This is a genomic window from Shewanella sp. UCD-KL21 (assembly GCF_001957135.1).
Taxonomy (GTDB): Bacteria; Pseudomonadota; Gammaproteobacteria; order Enterobacterales; family Shewanellaceae; genus Shewanella.
Genome location: NZ_MPHK01000010.1, coordinates 111,400 through 131,013 on the forward strand (window position 1 = coordinate 111,400; position 19,614 = coordinate 131,013).

Here is a 19,614-nt window from a genome sequence, read left to right on the forward strand (position 1 = left end):
GAGGCTTGGCTAGCGTTATAAGCTAGAGGTTTAGCTAGATTTATAAGCTAAAGGTTTAGCTTATAAATCTTGGCATGCTGCACTAGATTATTTGGCCGCCAATTTGGCTAATACTCGACTTGCAGCAATAAAACCAAAGGTGCCTGTAACCATAGTCACTGCGCCAAACCCTGACGCACAATCCATTCTCATACTGCCATCGGCGCTATTTTTAGTACTGCAGACGCTACCATCATGTTGAGGGTAGACCAGCTGTTGCGTTGAAAACACTGCGTCAACGGCAAATCTGCGGGCAACATTTTTTGAGAAGTTATATTCTCTACGCAAAATGTTTCTAACTTTCGCTAATAACGGATCTTGATAGGTTTTAGCTAAATCGGTTAATTGAATTTGAGTAGGATCGGTTTGACCACCTGCGCCGCCTACGGTGACAATTTTCAGCTTATTTCTTTTACACCAGGCAATTAACGCAGCTTTTTGTTTAACGGCATCAATACAGTCAACCACATAATCAATCGCTAACGGGTTCGTTTTACTGCCCAAATACTCCGCCAAATTATCGACAGTGATAAAGTCTTCAACTTCATTGACCACGCACTCAGGATTGATTTCAATAATACGCTGCGCCATTACTTCAACTTTGGACTGGCCGATGGTGGATGCTATAGCGTGAGATTGACGATTGGTATTTGTGACACATATGTCATCTAAATCAATCAGTGTTATTTGCCCTATACCACTACGTGCCAGCGATTCGGCGACCCAAGTCCCTACCCCACCAATACCGATGATCACGACATGTGCATTAGCAAAGTTTTCCAATGCCGCTTGACCGTATAGTCGACCTATACCACCAAAACGATTTAAGTATGATTCAGACAACATGTATTGCTCTTTAAACTCTCAATGTGGGGGGCGGTATTTTATACGAAATCCACTCAGATCTGAATGTATTCCTCAATTAAACCTTAGTTACACATTGAAACACCTATTAATAAAACCACCAATGCGCAGCAAAAACAAAGAAAGCTAGTTAACTATACCAGCAAAACTGTTAATCAGCATTTAATTCATTGTAAATCATAATGATACGCACAAATTAAATCCAACCTAAAGTGATGCGGATCACACTTTTGTATGAACTTTTTGTGGCAATATCCTCCACAGAACAGGAATTACTATGAATAACGATAAGGTTGATAACCCAGTTGTTATTTTCTATCAATATCAGCAAGCATAGCTGATAAAAATCAAGCCCTTACCAAAGGAAGATTAAGATGATGAAAAAAAACCTGATCACTGCAGCAATTTTATCTTGCACTGCAATGACCTCTTTTACTGCTCTAGCTGATGGCCCAAATTTTTATGGCCGCGCCGACCTTGCAATCACTAATTCTAGTGAAGGCATTGCAACTCAAAACCAAAAAGATGGCACTGTCATTGAAAATAACTTTTCATGGTTAGGCGTTAAAGGTTCTGAAAAAATCAGTGATGACGTAGAAATCTTATATCAAATGGAGTTCGGCGTTTCTAACTTCGATAACTCTGGTAACACTTTTGCCGCTCGTAACAGCTTTTTAGGTATTAAAACCGTTGCTGGTACCGCTTTAGTTGGTCGTAATGACACTGTTTTTAAAGCTGCTGAAGGTGGGTTTGATTTATTCGGTAACACTAACTCTGATATCGATTTACTGGTTGTTGGCCAAAACCGTGAAGCGGATGGCTTTAGCTACTACTCACCAAAAATTGCTGATTTAGTTACATTAAATGCCACTTACTTAATGGACGACAATCACGAATCTACCAGTAGCTCTATGTATGCGTTAAGCGCCACTGTTGGTGATAAAGCCCTTAAATCACATAACTTTTATGCCGCTGCAGCTTACCAAGATGGTATCAGCGATGTAGAAGCATACCGTGGTGTGGTTCAAGCTAAATTCGGTAACTTTATTGTTGGCGGTTTATACCAAAACAGTAAAAGCCAAAAAGCTGAGTTAGACCACCTTGAAGGTGATAGCTACTATGTAAACCTAGCTTACTTAATGGGTAACCTTAAGCTTAAAGCTGCTTACGGTTATGATGATTCAGGCCTAGGTAAGTACGCTAGCCGTTTTGTTAGCGGAAGCGATACTGGCAGCTTAGAGCAAATGAGCGATTTCGAAATCAACCAGTTCAGTGTTGGTGCAGATTACCGCGTTAGCCCAAGTACCCTAGTTTACGGTCACTACACTAAGTATGATGGCGACATGGTATTAAACCAAACTAGCCAAAGCTTAAATGATGATATCGTGACTGTTGGTTTACGTTACGACTTCTAATTTAGCGGTCTAAATGATGATGAAAAACGGTCTAATTAGGCCGTTTTTTTTGTTTTTAACAACCAAAGGCTGATTTTAATAAGCTAATAACTAAAAAAACTACAATAACAACACGTCATAACCCGCACTTAAGCAACTGCTTAATTTGATACAGATCCCATCATTTACTGAACTAACGCATTTTTCATTAGTTGTGAACCTCCCTAAATAGGTATAACGCGATAAAATTGTTAAACAAAACCCAAATACACCGAATGCATCACATCTTTAATACATAAAAATCACTTCAAAACAAAAAACTTGATCTAGCCCACAACTTTTTAACCTTAAAGCTGCAAATATTGCTACAAGTTTGTTACGCAGACTATTCTGCTAGAAATGCCACTAAAACAATCCCATATTAAATGGGTAGAGAACATCACGTTCTAAAGGGAGTATGAAAGATGAAAAAGACTTTATTATCTGCATCAGTTGTATCTGTTTTAACCCTCACTTCGTTCGCAGCGCTAGCCGACGGTCCTGATTTTTACGGTCGCTTAGATTTATCTATCACCAACTCTGAAACCGGCGCAACCCTGCAAAGCGGCACTAACGGTGTAACCCTTGGTGAAAGTGGTACTTTCATTGAAAATAACTTCTCACTACTGGGTGTGAAGGGCAGCGAAAAAATTACTGATGGCGTTGAAGTGCTGTACCAAATGGAATTTCAAGTAGAAAACACGTCTGGCAAAGGTGATGTTTTCAAAGCGCGTAACACTTACTTAGGAATTAAAACGGAAGGCGGCTCAGTGCTAGTCGGCCGTAACGATACCGTATTTAAAGCTGCTGAAGGTGGTGTGGATATTTTTGGTAATACCAATGCCGATATCGACCGTTTAGTTGGCGGACAAACTCGTAGTGCCGATGGTTTTTGGTACTACTCACCACTTATTGCTGACATGTTTACCATTAATGCCACCTATTTAATGGAAGATAATCAAGCCTCTGATGATTCTCAATATGCCTTAAGCGTGACCTTTGGTGACAAAGGCCTTAAAAAACACAATTACTATGTCGCGGGTGCTTATAACAAAGCCATTGGTGGAATTGACGCATACCGCGCAGTAGCACAATTTAAAGCCGGTGATTTTAAAATTGGTGGTTTATTCCAAAACTCAGAAAGTGTGACCAATTCAGATCAAGACGGCAATACTTACTTTATTAATCTGGCTTACAACTTAAATGGCGTAAACTTAAAAGTAGAATACGGTGCTGATGAAGCAGGTTTTGGTAACTATTACAAGAACCTAACAAAAGATACTGCCGGTGTAATGCCTGATGATGTCAATGTGCAAAATATCACTATTGGTGCTGATTACCGCGTTGCTAAATCAACCTTAGTGTTTGCCCATTACGCTATGTATGAAGGTGATTACACAGTGGCTAATGCTAAAACAGATCTCGAAGACGACAATGTCTTCAGTGTTGGTATGCGTTACGACTTCTAATCGTTATTGAGTCTACAACTGAAAAAGCGACCTGATGGTCGCTTTTTTATTGTCTGCCGCTCAAAAAAACAATAGAGAAAACTTTATGATGACTTGCGGGTTAACAAATAAGCCGCTTCATTTAACCAAGCAACATTTTTATTTAAAAACCGTGGGTTATCAGCTAATACATCAGCGCACTCGAGTAATTCAACCTCAAAATAAGGCGCGAGGTATTGTTCAATCCACTGCGGACTTACCGCAAATGGCGGGCCATTAAGCTCCGCTGGCGGGTAATCTAGGGTAATCAATAATCCTTTGACCTTAGCAGGAATTAACTTTGCCAGTTGCTGTGCATATTGCTGGCGCATTTGCTCTGGCCAAGCAATTAAGGCGGCGCGATCGTAAAAAGCCTGAATCGACTTTGTCACCGTTAATGGTAGGGTAAAAATATCACCTTGAATAAGGGTTACTTGATCAGCACAAAAGAATTGATGCTCTGCTTGCTGAGTCATGCTCACAGGCAAATTATTGTCGCTAAAAAAATCTTCAACAGCTGTTTGGCTAAGCTCACAGCCAACAACATCATGACCTTGCTCAGCAAGGTAACACATGTCTAATGACTTGCCACATAAAGGCACAAACACCTCTGCACGGCTATCGACGGCAAGTGTAGACCAATATTTTACTAAAAATGGATTCACTTGCGGTTGATGAAAACCGATTTGTTGTAACTGCCACTTCTCATGCCAAAAACTCGCTTCCATGTAGATAAACTCAAGTCAGTAAATAATGCATCTAACTCTAATCACTCTAAAAGTGAGATGCAACACTAACCACAGTTTGGCCCCGATAAACCACAGTTTGAACATGACAAACCACAGTTTGACTCAAATAAACCACAGTACAAACATGACAAACCACAATAGCGCGCTGAAAAGCCTAAGCAGTAAATGACCAATAAAGGCATTGTAATTTGCGTTACTCTTGTTCAGCTTTACCTTGAAGCACATGCTGAACTTTTTTAAGCCACTTGCAGTTATCACATTGACAATTACGACGTGATAAATGATGTGGGCTCAAATTTGAGTCAATAAAATCCACCGCAATCAACAACTGTTGTTTCAGATCTTCTACTGATTTTTTCTCAAGGGCCACCAGTTCATCATTATGATTCATCCAGATGCACTCTTCGCCCTGATGACAAGTGGTACATTGTTCATCACTGGCATTATAAAACACCGCATGTGGGCAGTGAGTAACTTCCATCGACTGTAAAATACGTTGGCGTGGAAAAGGAAATAGTGAAATTAAATCCGCTTTGTTAATGGTAGGCATAAGCACTCCTTGATTAAACCGAATATTTTTACTTACTTAAATACTACCTACCTAATGCACAAAACAATTTGACTCACGTCAAAGTTTACAACAGCTATTTTTTACGATAGGTAGGTTTGAGAGCTAGGTGAGGTTGATTTAGCTTTATAAAGGCTAAAACAGTAAAGCAGGGAAAAAATCGACTAAATCAATCCAATAGCTTGCCAGCGATTTGTAAATATGAGTTTATGGGGTTAGCAAATACCAATACACTCAACAGGCACCTTGGTACAAAGGAAGTAAATTTTGCAAACACCACAGTTACAGCATTTTTATATCAATGAAGAGCAATCCGTTTACCTGCTCAAGGCTGAAGATGCCCGTAAGCATCGAGCCTGGATCCGTTTATGTAAACAGCAACTAAGCAAGCTTGGTTATCATGATATCGAATTTATTGGCAAAGGTGCCTATGGCTTTGTGTTTGCGGGTATCAATGATATTGGCCAATCCCATGTGTTTAAGTTTTCCCGCATTACCCTGCCCCGAAGCGTGCAAGATAGACTTGAAGAAGAAGCCTTCATGCTCAGTCAATTAGTGCACCCTAATGTACCTAACGCCATCAAATTTGAGCGAGTCGGCAAGCAAGGCATTATGGTCATGGAGCGAGCCCAAGGTGAAGATCTCGATAAGATCTGCCACCGAATGGGGACATTGCCCATCGCCATGATCGTCAGTATTGCACGGCAATTGGCCAATTTATTGTACTACCTGCGCACGGGTAAATGCTTAGTCCATGGCGATATTAAGCCATCAAATTTAGTGTATGACATTGAAAACGATCATTTATCACTCATTGATTGGGGCTCGGCGGTGTTTGCCCAACGTGATGAGCATAATAACTCGGTTGAAGACAATGTGATGTCCTTGATGTCGAGCGATCAACAACATACCAACGCCAGAATGGGCGATGTGTACTTTATCGGTGAAGATCAGCTTAATGGGGCGTTATCCAGTCCAAGATTTGATGAGCAAGGGGTGGCTGCCACCTTATACGCACTGGCATCTGGGCAAATAAGCCGCTTTGGCAGTAAAGTTATTACCGCCAGCAGTTTAGGTTTGCCCATTGAGCTGGCCCGCACCTTAGATGGCATGCTTAGCGATGATCCCAGCAGGCGTCATTTAGCCGGTGATTATTTTTTAAAGAGCATGCGCCACAATCACCGTATGCACTTGCCCCATCTTGGGGCTCAGCCGTTAATTGAAGATATTCCACTGTGGGTTTTACCAAAGCAAAAGCAAGTTGAAACTGTAAGTTATAGTTCTAGAAAATCATTTCTAAAGGAACACACCAGCCAAGATCCCATTACTAAAATGGATGATATTCAACTAGAAAAATATTACCGTAATTTTCTTGCCGGCATGGGTGACACCGAAAAAGGCTTTATTGCCGCTGTGGGTAAATTAGCCCAATACCCGATAGTGGGAGGCCTAGCGATTCACTGGCGTAAAAGCGGCGTGTATATCGACTCTAACCTTGCAATTTATGATCCCGACACTAAGGAAGTGTTAATCAAAGCGGTCAATAATATGGTGACCTTAGCCCGTGGTATTAAACGTATCGGGGTATTTAAAGCCTGCTTTTTTAACGCGAAAGACACCTTGCATTTAGAGCGAAACAATCCATCTGAGCCTTACAAAATGGTGAACGATGCGCAATTAAGTTTTGAAGTGGGTGATGTGCCTGCATCTGAGGGCCGCTCGCGGCTACATTCTTACTTTGAAGATGGTAAAGATCCAGAAGAGAACCTCGAGCTGCCCACCGAGATCATGACAGAGCTGGGCTGGATAAACCAAATTCATCATACCGGCTGTATTATTTTTGAGGCCTTACCTAACCACTTAAAAATACATAGCTATTTGCGCTTGTTAAACCCTAGAAAACAAGCCGCTTTTAGAGCCTCGTTAGATAGAATCTTATTTCATGCCAGTAAGATTCAAGGCCATGGGGTATCTGGTTTTATGAAACTGCCTTATAAAAATACCCGCCAGTTTTCCCATATTGATCATAAAGCGGATCATTTCTACCCTAAAAATCCTAAGCAAATAGCAGAGTAATGATCTGCATGATGTCATCTCACCGATGAGGTTATAGCCATTAAAAAAGCCCAGTGAGTCCGAACGTATCGGCTTAACTGGGCTTTTTTAGCTACTTACTTATAACCAGCAGCTCATAGCAAAAGACTAAATTGGCGAACCCGGTGGCATAGTAAGAGGCTTGGCAATAAAGCGATACTCCGCTGATTCAAGTCCTTTGGCTAAACCTTGCAATAACCATTCAAAATGGGCCGCTTGGTAATTACTGGCGCGATTACTACGGCGCTTTAATTGCTTTTGTGCATACGTTAAGCGCGCTAACAATTGTGCTTTGACTTCAGCTGAGGTGCTCTCATTGTGATAGCTTGCAATTAGCTCATCTAACACCACGGTATTGACGCGCATCTGCACTGCTAATAACTGCCCACGTTGTAAATCTTGATAAAGCGTTTTCGCTAATAACTTATCGATGAGACTCACCACAGATAACTGCTCTGAATCATCCATAAAGCCTTGATTAACTCGGTTTAATCTTTGTGGAGCTAATATTCGGCTTACCACATGGCGGCTCATCACCTCTGCCATGCCTATGGGATCGGTTAATACCCCAATGCCAGAGTCAAAGCTTTCTCGGGTTTTGCGGTAATTACCCGCTTTAGGCACCAATAACTCAGTGACTTCAGTCGGTACTGCTAAGCTTTCTGCCGATAGTAGCGCTAATAATGCATTTAAGGCCTCAGTTTGTAACTTGGGCGATAAATAATGCCAGCGCTCAGCTGAGCCATGCTGCTGATAGCTATAATCACTGCCACCAATCCACTTCGCTGCGGCATCAACTTGAAAACGGGTCAGTAAGTAAATTGGTACAAACACATCGGCAAGCTCACCAAGGGGCTGCTCTTGCAATAAAGCATTGGCATTAAACTGCTCAATTGCCTTGCGGCGCACTTGCTCTAATCGTGTTAGCTCAGCGGCGGCAGAGTTACCGTTATCCCATAAACTTGCATAGGCATGGCTTGCTGATGCTGAGCGAGAATCCGCCTCACCGATGTAACGCAGCCCTGCTGTTCTGGCTTGTTTCACTAACTCGTCGGCATTGGCTTCATCGCCATAGCCGTAAGCAATAGTAAACTTGTCCCACTCACCAATGCCTTCTGCGTAGGGCGCTGAAATATCAATTTGCTCCCCTTTAAGGGTGATGTTGGGATGGGGATAATCCATCACCGAAGCATTGTCATTGGTTGAGGCGGCAAAGTTATGATCTAGCCCCAAGGTATGGCCAATTTCATGGGCTGACAATTGACGAATACGCGCTAATGCCAAGGCCATTGATGCCTCAGCAGCGGCGTCTCGGTCTTGCCAACCTGCGGTTAAACCGCGAGCAATAAGGTGGTCTTGTTTAACCCGTAAACTCCCAAGGGTGACATGGCCTTTAATGATTTCACCGGTGCGCGGATCTTTAATTGACGCGCCATAAGACCAGCCGCGAGTTGCACGATGCACCCACTGGATCATGTTATAACGAATATCTTGTGGATCGGCATCTGCTGGTAACATCTCCAGCTTAAAGCCATTAATAAAGCCTGCTTCATTAAAGGCTTCTTCCCACCAGCGGCCGCCATCGAGTAATGCTGAGCGAATAGGCTCTGGCACGCCTGGGTCAAGATAATAGGTAATCGGTTTAACCACTTCACTGGGGGCAAGGCCTGGGGTGACTTTTTCAAGTCGATGACGTAACAGGTATTGTTTACTCACTGGCGAGTCGATAGGCGCGGAGTAATCATAATACTCACCTGACAAATAACCGCTCATCGGCTGGTATGCGCGCGGCTGATAACCGGCTTCAGGTAAGGCCACAAAAGAGTAGCGCATCCGCACTGACACAAACTTGCCATCAGGGGTGACTTGATTAACAAACTCGCCAGCTTTAGCGCTATTAAAAGTCAGTAATACGTCGACATCAGCATTTTGCTCAAATGACTTAACCCCTTGGGCTAAGATCACCGAGCGAGATTTATCCAAGGTATAACTGCCTTGCTTAGTATCAGCTAAACGCTGAGAAACCCCATGTAAATCATTAATCATTAGATCATTAACCGCAACGAGCGGCGTTTTACCTTCGACCACTTTACCGCGCCATAATACCGATTCAGCAAACGCCTCTTTGACCGCTAACTGTTCAGCTGGGTTATCGCTTGATGCCCGATAAAAGGTATTTAGCTGTTTAAGCAGAATATAAGGGCCGTGGCGCTCAAATTGCACCATGCGTGTTTGCCCGAGTTGGCCTCGGTCTAGACCGATATCATTAGAACCAACCCCATGGGGTAAACTGCTGATCAGTAAAAAGGGCTCATTAAGTCGGTTTGCTTCTAAAAACAATTCCCCAGAGCTATTTTGGAAATAAAAGTTGATAAACCCTTGGGCTTTGTCACTTTGCTTTATCACTTTTTGCGCCGCTGAAGTCGCAGCGTAAGCCATAATTGGGGTTGCCATGAGTACTGGCGTTAATGCCATGACTGAAGCAAGCGCCATACTTTTACGATCCATTCAACACTCTCCCTTGTTGTTGTGCTCAGGTTAATTGTTATTATTGGCGACTTAACTGACGCCATTATTGTTGTTATTTTTGCTGCTGATTTTTATAGTCAATCCAATGCTCTAAGGTATCAAACAATTCATTTAATACTATCGGCTTGGTGATATGGGCATTCATGCCCGCTTGAATACTTTTCTCTCTGTCACCAGACATGGCATGGGCCGTCATGGCAATAATCGGCATTTGCTCGGTAGTGTAACGCTTACGTAATTCTTTGGCGGCGGTTAAACCATCCATCACTGGCATTTGAATATCCATCAATACCGCATCAAACGGACGAGTATCAATCATATCTAGGGCAATTTGACCATTATCAGCCACTTCAACTTCATAACCGGCGCTTTTAAGTAGCTCGGTGGCCACCTGCTGATTAATAAAGTTATCTTCAACCAGCAAGACTAATCCGCTTTGTTTAGCAGCTTCAGAATCCTCTTCAACCACTGGCGCTACATTCAATTGAGGCTCAGCGGCAAAGGCGCCAATAATCTCATCAAACAAGGCTGATGCTTTAAAAGGCTTTTGTAAAATCGCAAACACGCGGCTGACATCAAACTCAGCCTCTAACGGCTCAGCACTATAAGCGGTCATTAAAATAATCACCGGACGCTTTTTAATCCGACCATCTGCAACCATTTCATCAATGATATTAATCACATCGCCGCCGCCCATTTCAGGCATCATCCAATCAAGCAATAATAAATCTATTGGGCTGTGGACTAGAACATCCAGTGCCTGTGCACCACTTTGCGCAGTTTTAACCCCAAAGCTAAAGTCACGCATCACGGTTGAATAAATCTGTAAGGCACTCGGATTATCATCCACCACTAAGGTCGTTAAATTATTTAACTGCTTTGGCACCACCAATGGCTCAACCACATTTTCTTCAGCGATTTCAAAACTGATGGTAAAGCTGAAAGTACTGCCTTGATTGGGCTCAGACTCAACTGACATGGTGCCACCCATTAGCGATACTAAATGCTTACTAATAGACAGGCCTAATCCTGTACCACCATATTTTCGGGTGGTTGAACCATCAGCTTGGGAGAAGGCATCAAACAAGTTTGCTTGTTGCTCTTGGCTAATACCAATACCAGTATCGCGCACCCAAAACTTAAGGGTAATACGGTGATCGCGCTCGCCCACATCTTCACAGCCCAGTTCAATTTCACCATTTTGGGTAAATTTAACCGCGTTAGATAATAAGTTAACTAAAATTTGCCCTAAACGCAGTGGGTCACCACTGAGAATTAGCCCTGCGGTAACCGGAGCATATAGTAATAACTCAACGCCTTTTTCTTGAGCCTTTTGCGCGTTCATATCAACGACATGATCAAGCACTTTATCCAACGGGAATGACACCCGCTCAAGCTCTAATTTACCCGCTTCAATTTTAGAGAAATCCAAAATATCATTAATGATGCGCAGTAATGACTGCGCAGAGAAGCCCGCTTTATTTAAATAATCTTTTTGCTGAGCGGTTAACTGGGTTCGCAGCGCCAATTGCAACATGCCGATAATAGCATTCATCGGAGTACGAATTTCATGGCTCATATTGGCCAAAAATTCACTCTTATACATGTTGGCTAATTCAGCATCTTGCTTAGCTTCAAGCAAGGCCACCTCGTTACTCTTTTGACGGGTAATATCTTTATGAGTACCCAGCATTCGCTTAGACTGACCATCGGCAGCAAACTCCACCGCTCGGCCCCGAGACAGCACCCAATGATACTTTCCAGATTTAGACCGCATACGGTATTCAATCTCATAGGTACCTTTGGGCTTTTGCGCATATTCACTACGATACTCTTCGACTCGCATGCGATCGTCTGGGTGAATAAGTGCATCCGTTGCCGAAATAAGCGCCGGGAATTCATTCGGCTTATAGCCTAACATTGAGTAAAAAGCCGGGTTACAAATCAGCTGCTCTGAATCTAAATACCAATCCCACAAGCCATCTTCTACCGCATCCATGGCTAAATGGTAACGTTCTTCAGATAATCGTAATTGCTCAGCCGATTCATATTCGCGGGTGACATCACGCCATACTGAAATAAGCCCTAATAACTCGCCGCGGCGGTTATAAAATGGCAGTTTTAAGGTATCGAGCAATACCGTTTTACCGCCTATATCGGCTTTTTCTTGATAACGCATCAGCGAGCGTTCGGTTAATACTTTTTGATCTTCTTCGCGGCTACGCACGCCTTGATCGTAACTGGTATCAAGGGACAATTGCCCGATCATGTCGCTTTCTTTACAGCCCAGCATGTACTCAGCGGATTTATTGCAGCCCAAGTACTTACCTTCTTTATCTTTATAAACAATCGCTTCAGGGATTGAGTCAATCAATGAGCGTAGCAGGGCAAACTCACGTTCTCGGCGCTCTGTAGTATCGCGCAAACGTTGGGTGCGCCGTGCCACTAAGTTATCCAGGCGTTTATTTTGCTCGGCTAAATGGCCGGTATATTGTTTGTTCTCTTCAAAAATACGGCTCACCAGCAGGAACCACGGCTCCCAACCTTCAGTGATTTTTTCAGGTGGCGACTTAGGCTCGCGTGAACACTCTTCTAAATGGGTCAATAAACGTGAAGCAGGGTTCACGAACGAGCGACGAGTTTGCCAGTGAACAATGGTCACCAGCACTGACAAGGCTAACACCACCAGTAAAAAACTCACTTTTAACTTATCCCAAGCATCTTGGAATAACAGGTCTTCATCTTGCAGATATAGCAAGCGCCATGGCGGGTTTTGCAGCGCGACTGAGTGAATATAGTAGCCGTTGCGCAGTATGCCATCATGGGCATCGAACATTTCTGATTCAGGCAAAGAGTGTAGCTCTGACGGAATGCGCTGACTGATATGATAAACCCGGTTCATATCGCTGGCTTCAAAATCACTGTGGGACAAAATATTGTTATATTGATCCAGCAAAATCACCGTACCCGGCATTTTAAAATACATCCGCATTTGCTTAGCTAACGATGCCAAAGTCATGTCTAAATTGATTGAACCAATAAACTCATCTTCAAGATAGACCGGCAGACCTAGGGTGGTTAACAAGCCTTGATCGGCTAAATCAACATAAGCTTCACGCCAAAAAACACTGCGCTGCGGGTTCATGGCTGGGGTAGCAAGTTGGAATTGTTTCTTATTAAGTAGCTCTTCTCGAAAACGGTACTCGTCATTGGTCCACGGAAATGACGACATGATCCTTTGTTTAGAAATGTAATAAATCGATGAAGCTTTAGGGGCGGCCTCTTTCGCAACAGGGAAAGACAACGATAGCTCAAACAGCATTTCTAATTCTTGATAAAACCTGTCGCTGCGGCCATCAAGGGTACCCATACCGGTAATGCGCCCCATATTGGTAAAGGGCTCACCACTTTTGGCATAACTTGGCTCTAAGGTAAAAAATTGACCATCTTCATTGAACTTTTCATATTGAGGTAAGCGATCTTTACGGACTAACTCGCCTAAACGTAAGTTATCTACGGCGACGTTACGTAAGCTTTTTACTGCACGGATACTCGACTCCAGCAGTAAATCAATTTGCAATACATGACGCAAGACTTGCTCTTCACGCTCTTTAATCAGCTGAGTTTTTTCACGCTCAAACAATACCCATGCCGATAAAAGTGCCATGACAATTACACCAATATAAGTATAAAAAACGGCTCGGTTATACTTTCTTTGAATAAGCGATTTTAATTGTAATTCTGGCTCGGTCGATTTCATTGAAAACCCTTTGGCTTTTCTTAGCAGCGTAGATATTTAATAAGGTAAAAAAGGAGATACGCTAATACTGTCTATTTATGCATATTATCAGGAAGATATTCGCAATCACACGAATAAATGTTCACAAAACATGACTAATTTATTTTTCAATCTATTCCACTAAAAACATAGCAAAAATCTGACCATTATTCTTGGCAATAATGCGTAAACTGACCGCTGATATAAAAGGCGCGTTAAAAGAGCCCATTGAAACAGATTACTTAAAATAAAAATGGCCACCTAACAGGTAGCCATAAACGGTACTGTAAAGCAGCTGTGCTTATAAGTTCTCTTCAGCAAACTCTGCTAAGCGAGATCGCACCACGCCATTAAGGTAAATATTGGCACTGCCATCAAAGTCTTTAAAACGCTCCACAATATAGGTTAAACCTGATGTCACCGCCGTCAAATAGGTTGAGTCTATTTGCGCCAAATTACCACAACACACCAGTTTGGTGCCCTCACCCATACGGGTGATCATGGTTTTGATTTGCGATGCGGTCAGATTTTGGCATTCATCCAAAATGACCACTGAGTTTTGAATCGAGCGGCCACGCATAAAGTTAATCGATTTAAACTGCACGTTGGCCTTTTCCATGATGTAGTTCATGCTGCCGGTGGGGTTAACATCATTTTTATGCAGCACCTCAAGCGTATCGGTAATTGCCGCAAGCCAGGGCGCCATTTTTTCCTCTTCGGTGCCGGGTAAAAAACCGATGGACTCGGCAATTTCTGGGGTGTTACGGGTTACAATGACTTTTTCGTACTGGTTTTGCTCAACTACCAGCTCAAGTGCCGCCGCCATGGCAATTAAGGTTTTACCGCAACCGGCGGGGCCGGTGAGGATCACTAAGTCAATATCAGGATCTAGCAAAGCATTTAACGCCATCCCCTGATAAATATTCTTAGGTTTAACGCCCCAAGCTTGCAAATGATTAAGCCTTTCGCGGCCATAATCAATAATATTAAGGTGTGTTGCGGTTTTGCTGGCAACCTTGCCGCAAAAGTCAGAGGTTTCATCGATAAGGTATTGATTACAGTAAAAAGGCTCGTTACCAACGGCTTCAATATCCAGTTGATGGACGACTTTGCCTGCTTCTCTATCGGTAGAGACTTTATCCACCTTGTCCCAAAAATCACCGTCAAACTGATAAAAGCCTTTCGCCAAAAAGCGAATATCATCAATTAACTGATCGGTGCGATAGTCTTCAACTCGCTCAATACCCGCCCCTTTCGCTTTAAGGCGCATATTAATGTCTTTGGTGACTAATACCACCTGACGAGGCTGATGCAGATTTTGTAGATGAAGTGCGGTGTTAATAATACGATTATCGTTATTATCACCTGGCAGAGCGCCAATGATAAATTCGATTTGATGGTCGGGGAAAATAGATAAACTACCTGATACGTCTAAATGTCCTTCGCGGCTTGGGAGTGCAACGCCGTTGAGAATTTGCTCTGGCGAGGTCTTACCGCCAAGTATGTCTTCCAATGCCCTAATCGCGACCCGGGCATCACGGCTAATATCGTGCTTTCTATCCTTTATATTGTCTAATTCTTCTAACACAGTCATGGGAATGATTACGTCATGTTCTTTAAACGAATATATCGCTAAAGGTTCATGTAGTAACACATTAGTATCCAGTACAAACAACTTTCTGTCGTCTCGTTCCATGGCGCCTCCAGAGTGCCCAATACAAAATGTAACTATGGGATTAAAGCAATATAAACTCCTGATCATAAGCTGGAATAATCGAATCACCATGATTGATTTTCAACCAAACTCAAATTTACTATGCCAGTAATTTTATCAAGTCTCAATATCATTTTATTGATTAAAGGTTCGAGTTTAAGTTGTTAAAGTTGGCACTGAGATGACACCAAGATGACACTAAGATGTCAAAAATTCGCTGGCGTAAAAGTGAAATTCCTTCAGATGAATATTTAAATCACTGCTAGAATTTAAATTGAGCAGCGTTTGGTATAACATACGCGCCCTTTGTGTTTATCGTCCCGAATGAGAGTAAAAAATGCCGTTTTCTTTAGGTCAACGCTGGATTAGTGATACCGAGTCAGAACTTGGTTTAGGAACTGTGGTTGCTGTTGAAGGCCGCATGGTGACAGTATTGTTTCCTGCCGCCGATGAGAACCGTTTGTTCTCCCGCAGTGAAGCGCCATTAACTCGTGTAATTTTTAATCCCGGTGACTCCGTAGAAAGCCATGAAGGCTGGAGTCTAACCATCAGTGAAGTCGAAGAAAAAGATGGTTTAGTCACCTATGTAGGCATCCACAGTGAGACCAACGAGACGGTCCGTCTGCGTGAAACCTTACTGAACCACAACATTCGCTTTAATAAACCACAAGACAGATTATTTGCCGGTCAAATTGATCGTCTAGAGCGCTTTGGGATCCGTTACCAAAGCCAAATGCTACGCCATAAACTGGCCACCTCAGATTTACTGGGGCAACAAGGCCCACGTGTTGGCTTAATTCCTCATCAACAGTGGATTGCCCATGAAGTCGGTCGTCGCTATGCCCCGAGAGTACTGTTAGCCGATGAAGTGGGTTTAGGTAAAACCATTGAAGCCGGCCTTATTATCCATCAGCAATTATTAACGGGCCGCGCTGAACGTATCTTAGTGATTGTGCCTGACACGCTGCGCCATCAGTGGTTAGTTGAAATGCTGCGCCGCTTTAACTTACGTTTTTCTATTTTCGATGAAGATCGCTGCGTTGAAGCCTATGCCGATAACGACAACCCTTTTTACACTGAGCAATTAGTGATTTGTTCATTAGAACTATTACGTAAAAAGCGCCGCTTAGAGCAAGCTGTCGATGCCGATTGGGACTTAATGGTCGTGGATGAAGCTCATCACCTTGAGTGGAGCGAAACCGCCCCAAGTCGTGCTTATCAAATCGTTGAAGCCTTAAGTGAAGAAGTTCCTGGGGTGTTATTGCTCACGGCAACGCCGGATCAATTAGGTCACGAAAGTCACTTTGCTCGTTTACGTTTGCTGGATCCAGATCGCTTCTACGACTACAACGCGTTTCTTGAAGAAGAAAAAAGCTATCAAAGCGTTGCCGAAGCCGCCGAAGCCTTAGCTGCCAATAACAAGTTAGCAGACAGTGCCGTTGCCAGCTTAACCGAATTACTCAGCGAAAAAGACATCAGCGCAAGCATTAAGCTTATCCAAGCTGATGATGTCGATGCTGACGCCCAGCAAGCTGCTCGCGCTGAGTTATTACAAGATTTACTCGACCGTCACGGTACTGGCCGCATTTTATACCGTAACAGCCGCGCCTCTGTCAGTGGCTTCCCGACCCGTATTTTTAATCCGCATCCACTGGCTATGCCGCAAGAATATGTCACGGCTGAGCGCGTTAATGCCATGATGGGTTCGAAAAAATCAGCGCTAGATCAAGCTAAGCAATCACTAAGCCCTGAAAAGCTGTATCAAGCCTTTGAAACCGACAGTGCCAGTTGGTGGAAGTTTGATCCGCGTGTCGATTGGTTAATTGAATTCTTAAAAGATAATCGCAGTAAAAAAGTGCTGATTATTGCTAGCCAAGCAGAAACGGCATTAAGCCTTGAAGAAGCACTGCGCACCCGTGAAGGTATTCAGGCAACCGTATTCCATGAAGGCATGTCGATTATTGAACGTGACAAAGCCGGCGCGTACTTTGCCCAAGAAGAAGGCGGCGCTCAGGCGTTGATTTGTTCTGAAATTGGCTCTGAAGGGCGTAACTTCCAGTTTGCCAGTCAATTAGTGCTATTTGATTTACCGCTTAACCCTGACTTACTTGAGCAACGTATTGGTCGATTAGACCGTATTGGTCAGCAAAATGATATTCAAATTCATTTGCCATACCTTGAAGACACCGCCCAAGAAAGACTGATGCATTGGTATCATCAAGGCTTAAACTCATTTGAACTTACCTGTCCAAGTGGCCATGTATTGTTCAATGAATTTGCTGATGAGCTAATGAACGTACTCAACGATGACAACCCAGAGCTAATGACAGAGCTGCTTAACGGCACCCAAAGCCGTTACCAAGCACTTAAGCAAGCCATGGAGCAAGGCCGCGATAAGTTGTTAGAGATTAACTCCCATGGCGGCGAGCAATCTAAAAAGTTAGTTGAACGCTTAGCGGAGCGAGACTCAGATACTCACTTAATTGGATCAGTGATCCGCTTATGGGACATTATCGGTGTCGATCAAGAAGATCGCGGTGAGAACTCCATCGTATTACGCCCAAGTGAGCACATGCTATTCCCATCGTACCCAGGTCTGCCTGAAGATGGTATTTCTGTGACTTTTGATCGTGAAACCGCCCTATCTCGTGATGATATTGCCTTTATCTCCCAAGAGCATCCATTAGTGCAAACGGCGTTAGACTTAATCACTGACTCAGAAACCGGCACTACCAGTGTCGCTGTGCTTAAAAACAAGGCCTTACCCGCTGGAACCTTGTTCCTTGAGTTAATTTATATGGCTGATGTTTCGGCGCCTAAGTCATCACAGCTTTATCGCTATATGCCACCAACCCCTATCCGAGTATTATTGGATAAAAGTGGCCAAAACTTAGCTGATAAAGTCGATTATAAGAGCTTTGATAAACAGTTAAGTGCGGTTAACCGTCATATTGCCAGTAAGCTTGTGAATGCATCACAACCTATTTTGCACCCGTTACTGGCCAAAGGTCAGCAACAGGCTGAAATTGAATTAGCCAAACTGGTTGAGCAAGCCCGTGAAAAAATGACTACCCAGCTAACGAGTGAGTTGACCCGACTTGAAGCGCTAAAGGCGGTGAATCCGAATATTCGAGATTCTGAAGTGGACTTTATTCGCAATCAAATGGCTGAATTAAATGGCTATATTGATGATAGCCAATTCCAACTTGATGCCATTAGAATGGTATTAGTTAGCCACGTATAATACACTGCTAACTCGAAGTAAAAAGCCCTGAACTTCAGGGCTTTTTTGTCTCTATTTTTTGTCATTGTGTTAAGTGTTTAGCGTGTACATAAGCTCATAAACATAAGCTCGTAAACATAAGCGCACAAGCCTATAGTGATGACATCGCAAGATTCGTTAAGGACGCCACATTGCCGCTAAAGCCGCTGCTTGTTTTATCTGTTACCAGTCTTTTTAGTATCAGCCTTTTCTGTCACAGCGCTATGGCAGCCAGTGAGTTGCCTGCTGCTAATGCTGAAAAACAATTTATCAGCGTCCAAGATCAACAACAGCCAGTTTGGGTTAAACCTTGGCAAGGCTCACGCCAGCGCGGCGCCGCGATTATCATTGGCCCAACAGATTCGGCAGCCAGTGGCAGCGGGCTTAGCCGCTATCTAGGTAACCAAATTCCAGTATACGGCTGGGCAAGCTTGAGTATTAAAGCCACTGAAGGCTTATATCGACCTAACTTTGCCACCGCCGCCGAAGAAATCCCTAAAGCCGGTAAAGCGCAGTTAAGCCTCAATAGCCAGCAAAAGGCGCCAAGATTTAGCTCAAGCCAACTACTTGAACTGCGTAACTTTCAGCAAGGATTGATGGTGGACAGTCTCAACCAATTGCAAGGTATTGAGGCGCAGTTCCCAGGAAAAAGACTACTAATCGTCAGCGATGATAGTGCCGGCATGGTCATTAACTTACTTTTTGAAGCTAAGCTAGCCAAGCCCGACTTGTTAGTGGTGATCAACCCCTATCGTGAATATGAGCAGATTATTGCGCCGCAACATCGCGGTTTATCCATTGGCCAACAGCTGAGTGAAATAGATATCCCAATACTGGATCTGCAATCTGCCGATGCTCATCAAATCTCTATAACTGAAACGGCTAGCAGAAAAGCACTCAATAAAGCGAAATCGAGCCAGCATTACCGCCAATACCGATTAGCGCTTAATCTTGATAATCAAAGTGGTTGGGAGCAAGTGCTGCATCATATTGCAGGCTTTGGCAAAACCATTACCGCCCGATAAAAAAGGCAAAAAAGGGAAAAAAGGGAAAAAAGGGAAAAAAGGGCCAGCATATCGCTGACCCTTAATGGTTAT

The 19,614-nt window shown here is 43.3% G+C and carries 11 protein-coding genes; 5 read left to right on the forward strand and 6 right to left on the reverse strand.

Translation table 11 applies throughout. The features are described from left to right. Positions 1-87 precede the first annotated feature (87 nt). Positions 88-882 (reverse strand): tRNA cyclic N6-threonylcarbamoyladenosine(37) synthase TcdA, encoded by a 795-nt coding sequence (gene tcdA / locus BM739_RS11075; RefSeq protein ID WP_076540665.1) that lies wholly within the window; start codon positions 880-882, stop codon positions 88-90. A 398-nt stretch (positions 883-1,280) separates the two neighbouring features. Between tcdA and BM739_RS11080 the strand changes: the two genes are divergently transcribed. After that, positions 1,281-2,318, forward strand: a complete 1,038-nt coding sequence (locus BM739_RS11080; protein ID WP_076540667.1) for a porin — start codon at positions 1,281-1,283, stop codon at positions 2,316-2,318. Positions 2,319-2,761: 443 nt separating this feature from the next. Beyond that, the gene (locus BM739_RS11085) at positions 2,762-3,805 is read left to right on the forward strand and encodes a porin (protein WP_076540590.1); all 1,044 of its coding nucleotides are present in this window, start codon (positions 2,762-2,764) and stop codon (positions 3,803-3,805) included. 83 nt (positions 3,806-3,888) lie between these two features. Here the strand turns inward: BM739_RS11085 and BM739_RS11090 are convergent, their stop codons facing one another. Both BM739_RS11090 and BM739_RS11095 read right to left on the reverse strand, forming a co-directional pair. Next, entirely contained in the window at positions 3,889-4,551 is a 663-nt protein-coding gene (locus BM739_RS11090; protein WP_076540592.1) for a thiopurine S-methyltransferase, read from the reverse strand. A gap of 214 nt (positions 4,552-4,765) precedes the next feature. Continuing rightward, a complete protein-coding gene (locus BM739_RS11095; protein ID WP_076540594.1) occupies positions 4,766-5,122 on the reverse strand; it encodes a hypothetical protein in 357 nt (118 codons plus the stop codon). Positions 5,123-5,407: 285 nt separating this feature from the next. Here BM739_RS11095 and BM739_RS11100 point away from each other — a divergent pair, with 285 nt between their 5' ends. Then, entirely contained in the window at positions 5,408-7,216 is a 1,809-nt protein-coding gene (locus tag BM739_RS11100) for a protein kinase (protein WP_076540596.1), read from the forward strand. A 126-nt stretch (positions 7,217-7,342) separates the two neighbouring features. On the opposite strand, the gene BM739_RS11105 is transcribed toward BM739_RS11100, so the two are convergent. The 3 genes from BM739_RS11105 to BM739_RS11115 form a co-directional block, all read right to left on the reverse strand. Next, positions 7,343-9,742: a zinc-dependent metalloprotease gene (locus tag BM739_RS11105; protein WP_076540598.1), complete on the reverse strand. Its 2,400-nt coding sequence runs from the start codon at positions 9,740-9,742 to the stop codon at positions 7,343-7,345. A 73-nt stretch (positions 9,743-9,815) separates the two neighbouring features. After that, positions 9,816-13,523 carry a response regulator gene (locus tag BM739_RS11110; protein ID WP_076540600.1) on the reverse strand — a complete coding sequence of 1,236 codons (3,708 nt, stop codon included), beginning with the start codon at positions 13,521-13,523 and terminating at the stop codon, positions 9,816-9,818. Between the two features lie 319 nt (positions 13,524-13,842). After that, positions 13,843-15,237, reverse strand: a complete 1,395-nt coding sequence (locus BM739_RS11115; protein WP_076540602.1) for a PhoH family protein — start codon at positions 15,235-15,237, stop codon at positions 13,843-13,845. Positions 15,238-15,592: 355 nt separating this feature from the next. Here BM739_RS11115 and rapA point away from each other — a divergent pair, with 355 nt between their 5' ends. Together rapA and BM739_RS11125 are read left to right on the forward strand one after the other, a co-directional pair. Then, the gene (gene rapA, locus BM739_RS11120) at positions 15,593-18,499 is read left to right on the forward strand and encodes an RNA polymerase-associated protein RapA (protein ID WP_076540604.1); all 2,907 of its coding nucleotides are present in this window, start codon (positions 15,593-15,595) and stop codon (positions 18,497-18,499) included. A 170-nt stretch (positions 18,500-18,669) separates the two neighbouring features. Beyond that, the gene (locus tag BM739_RS11125; protein ID WP_076540606.1) at positions 18,670-19,542 is read left to right on the forward strand and encodes a DUF3530 family protein; all 873 of its coding nucleotides are present in this window, start codon (positions 18,670-18,672) and stop codon (positions 19,540-19,542) included. The last annotated feature ends 72 nt before the right edge of the window (positions 19,543-19,614 follow it).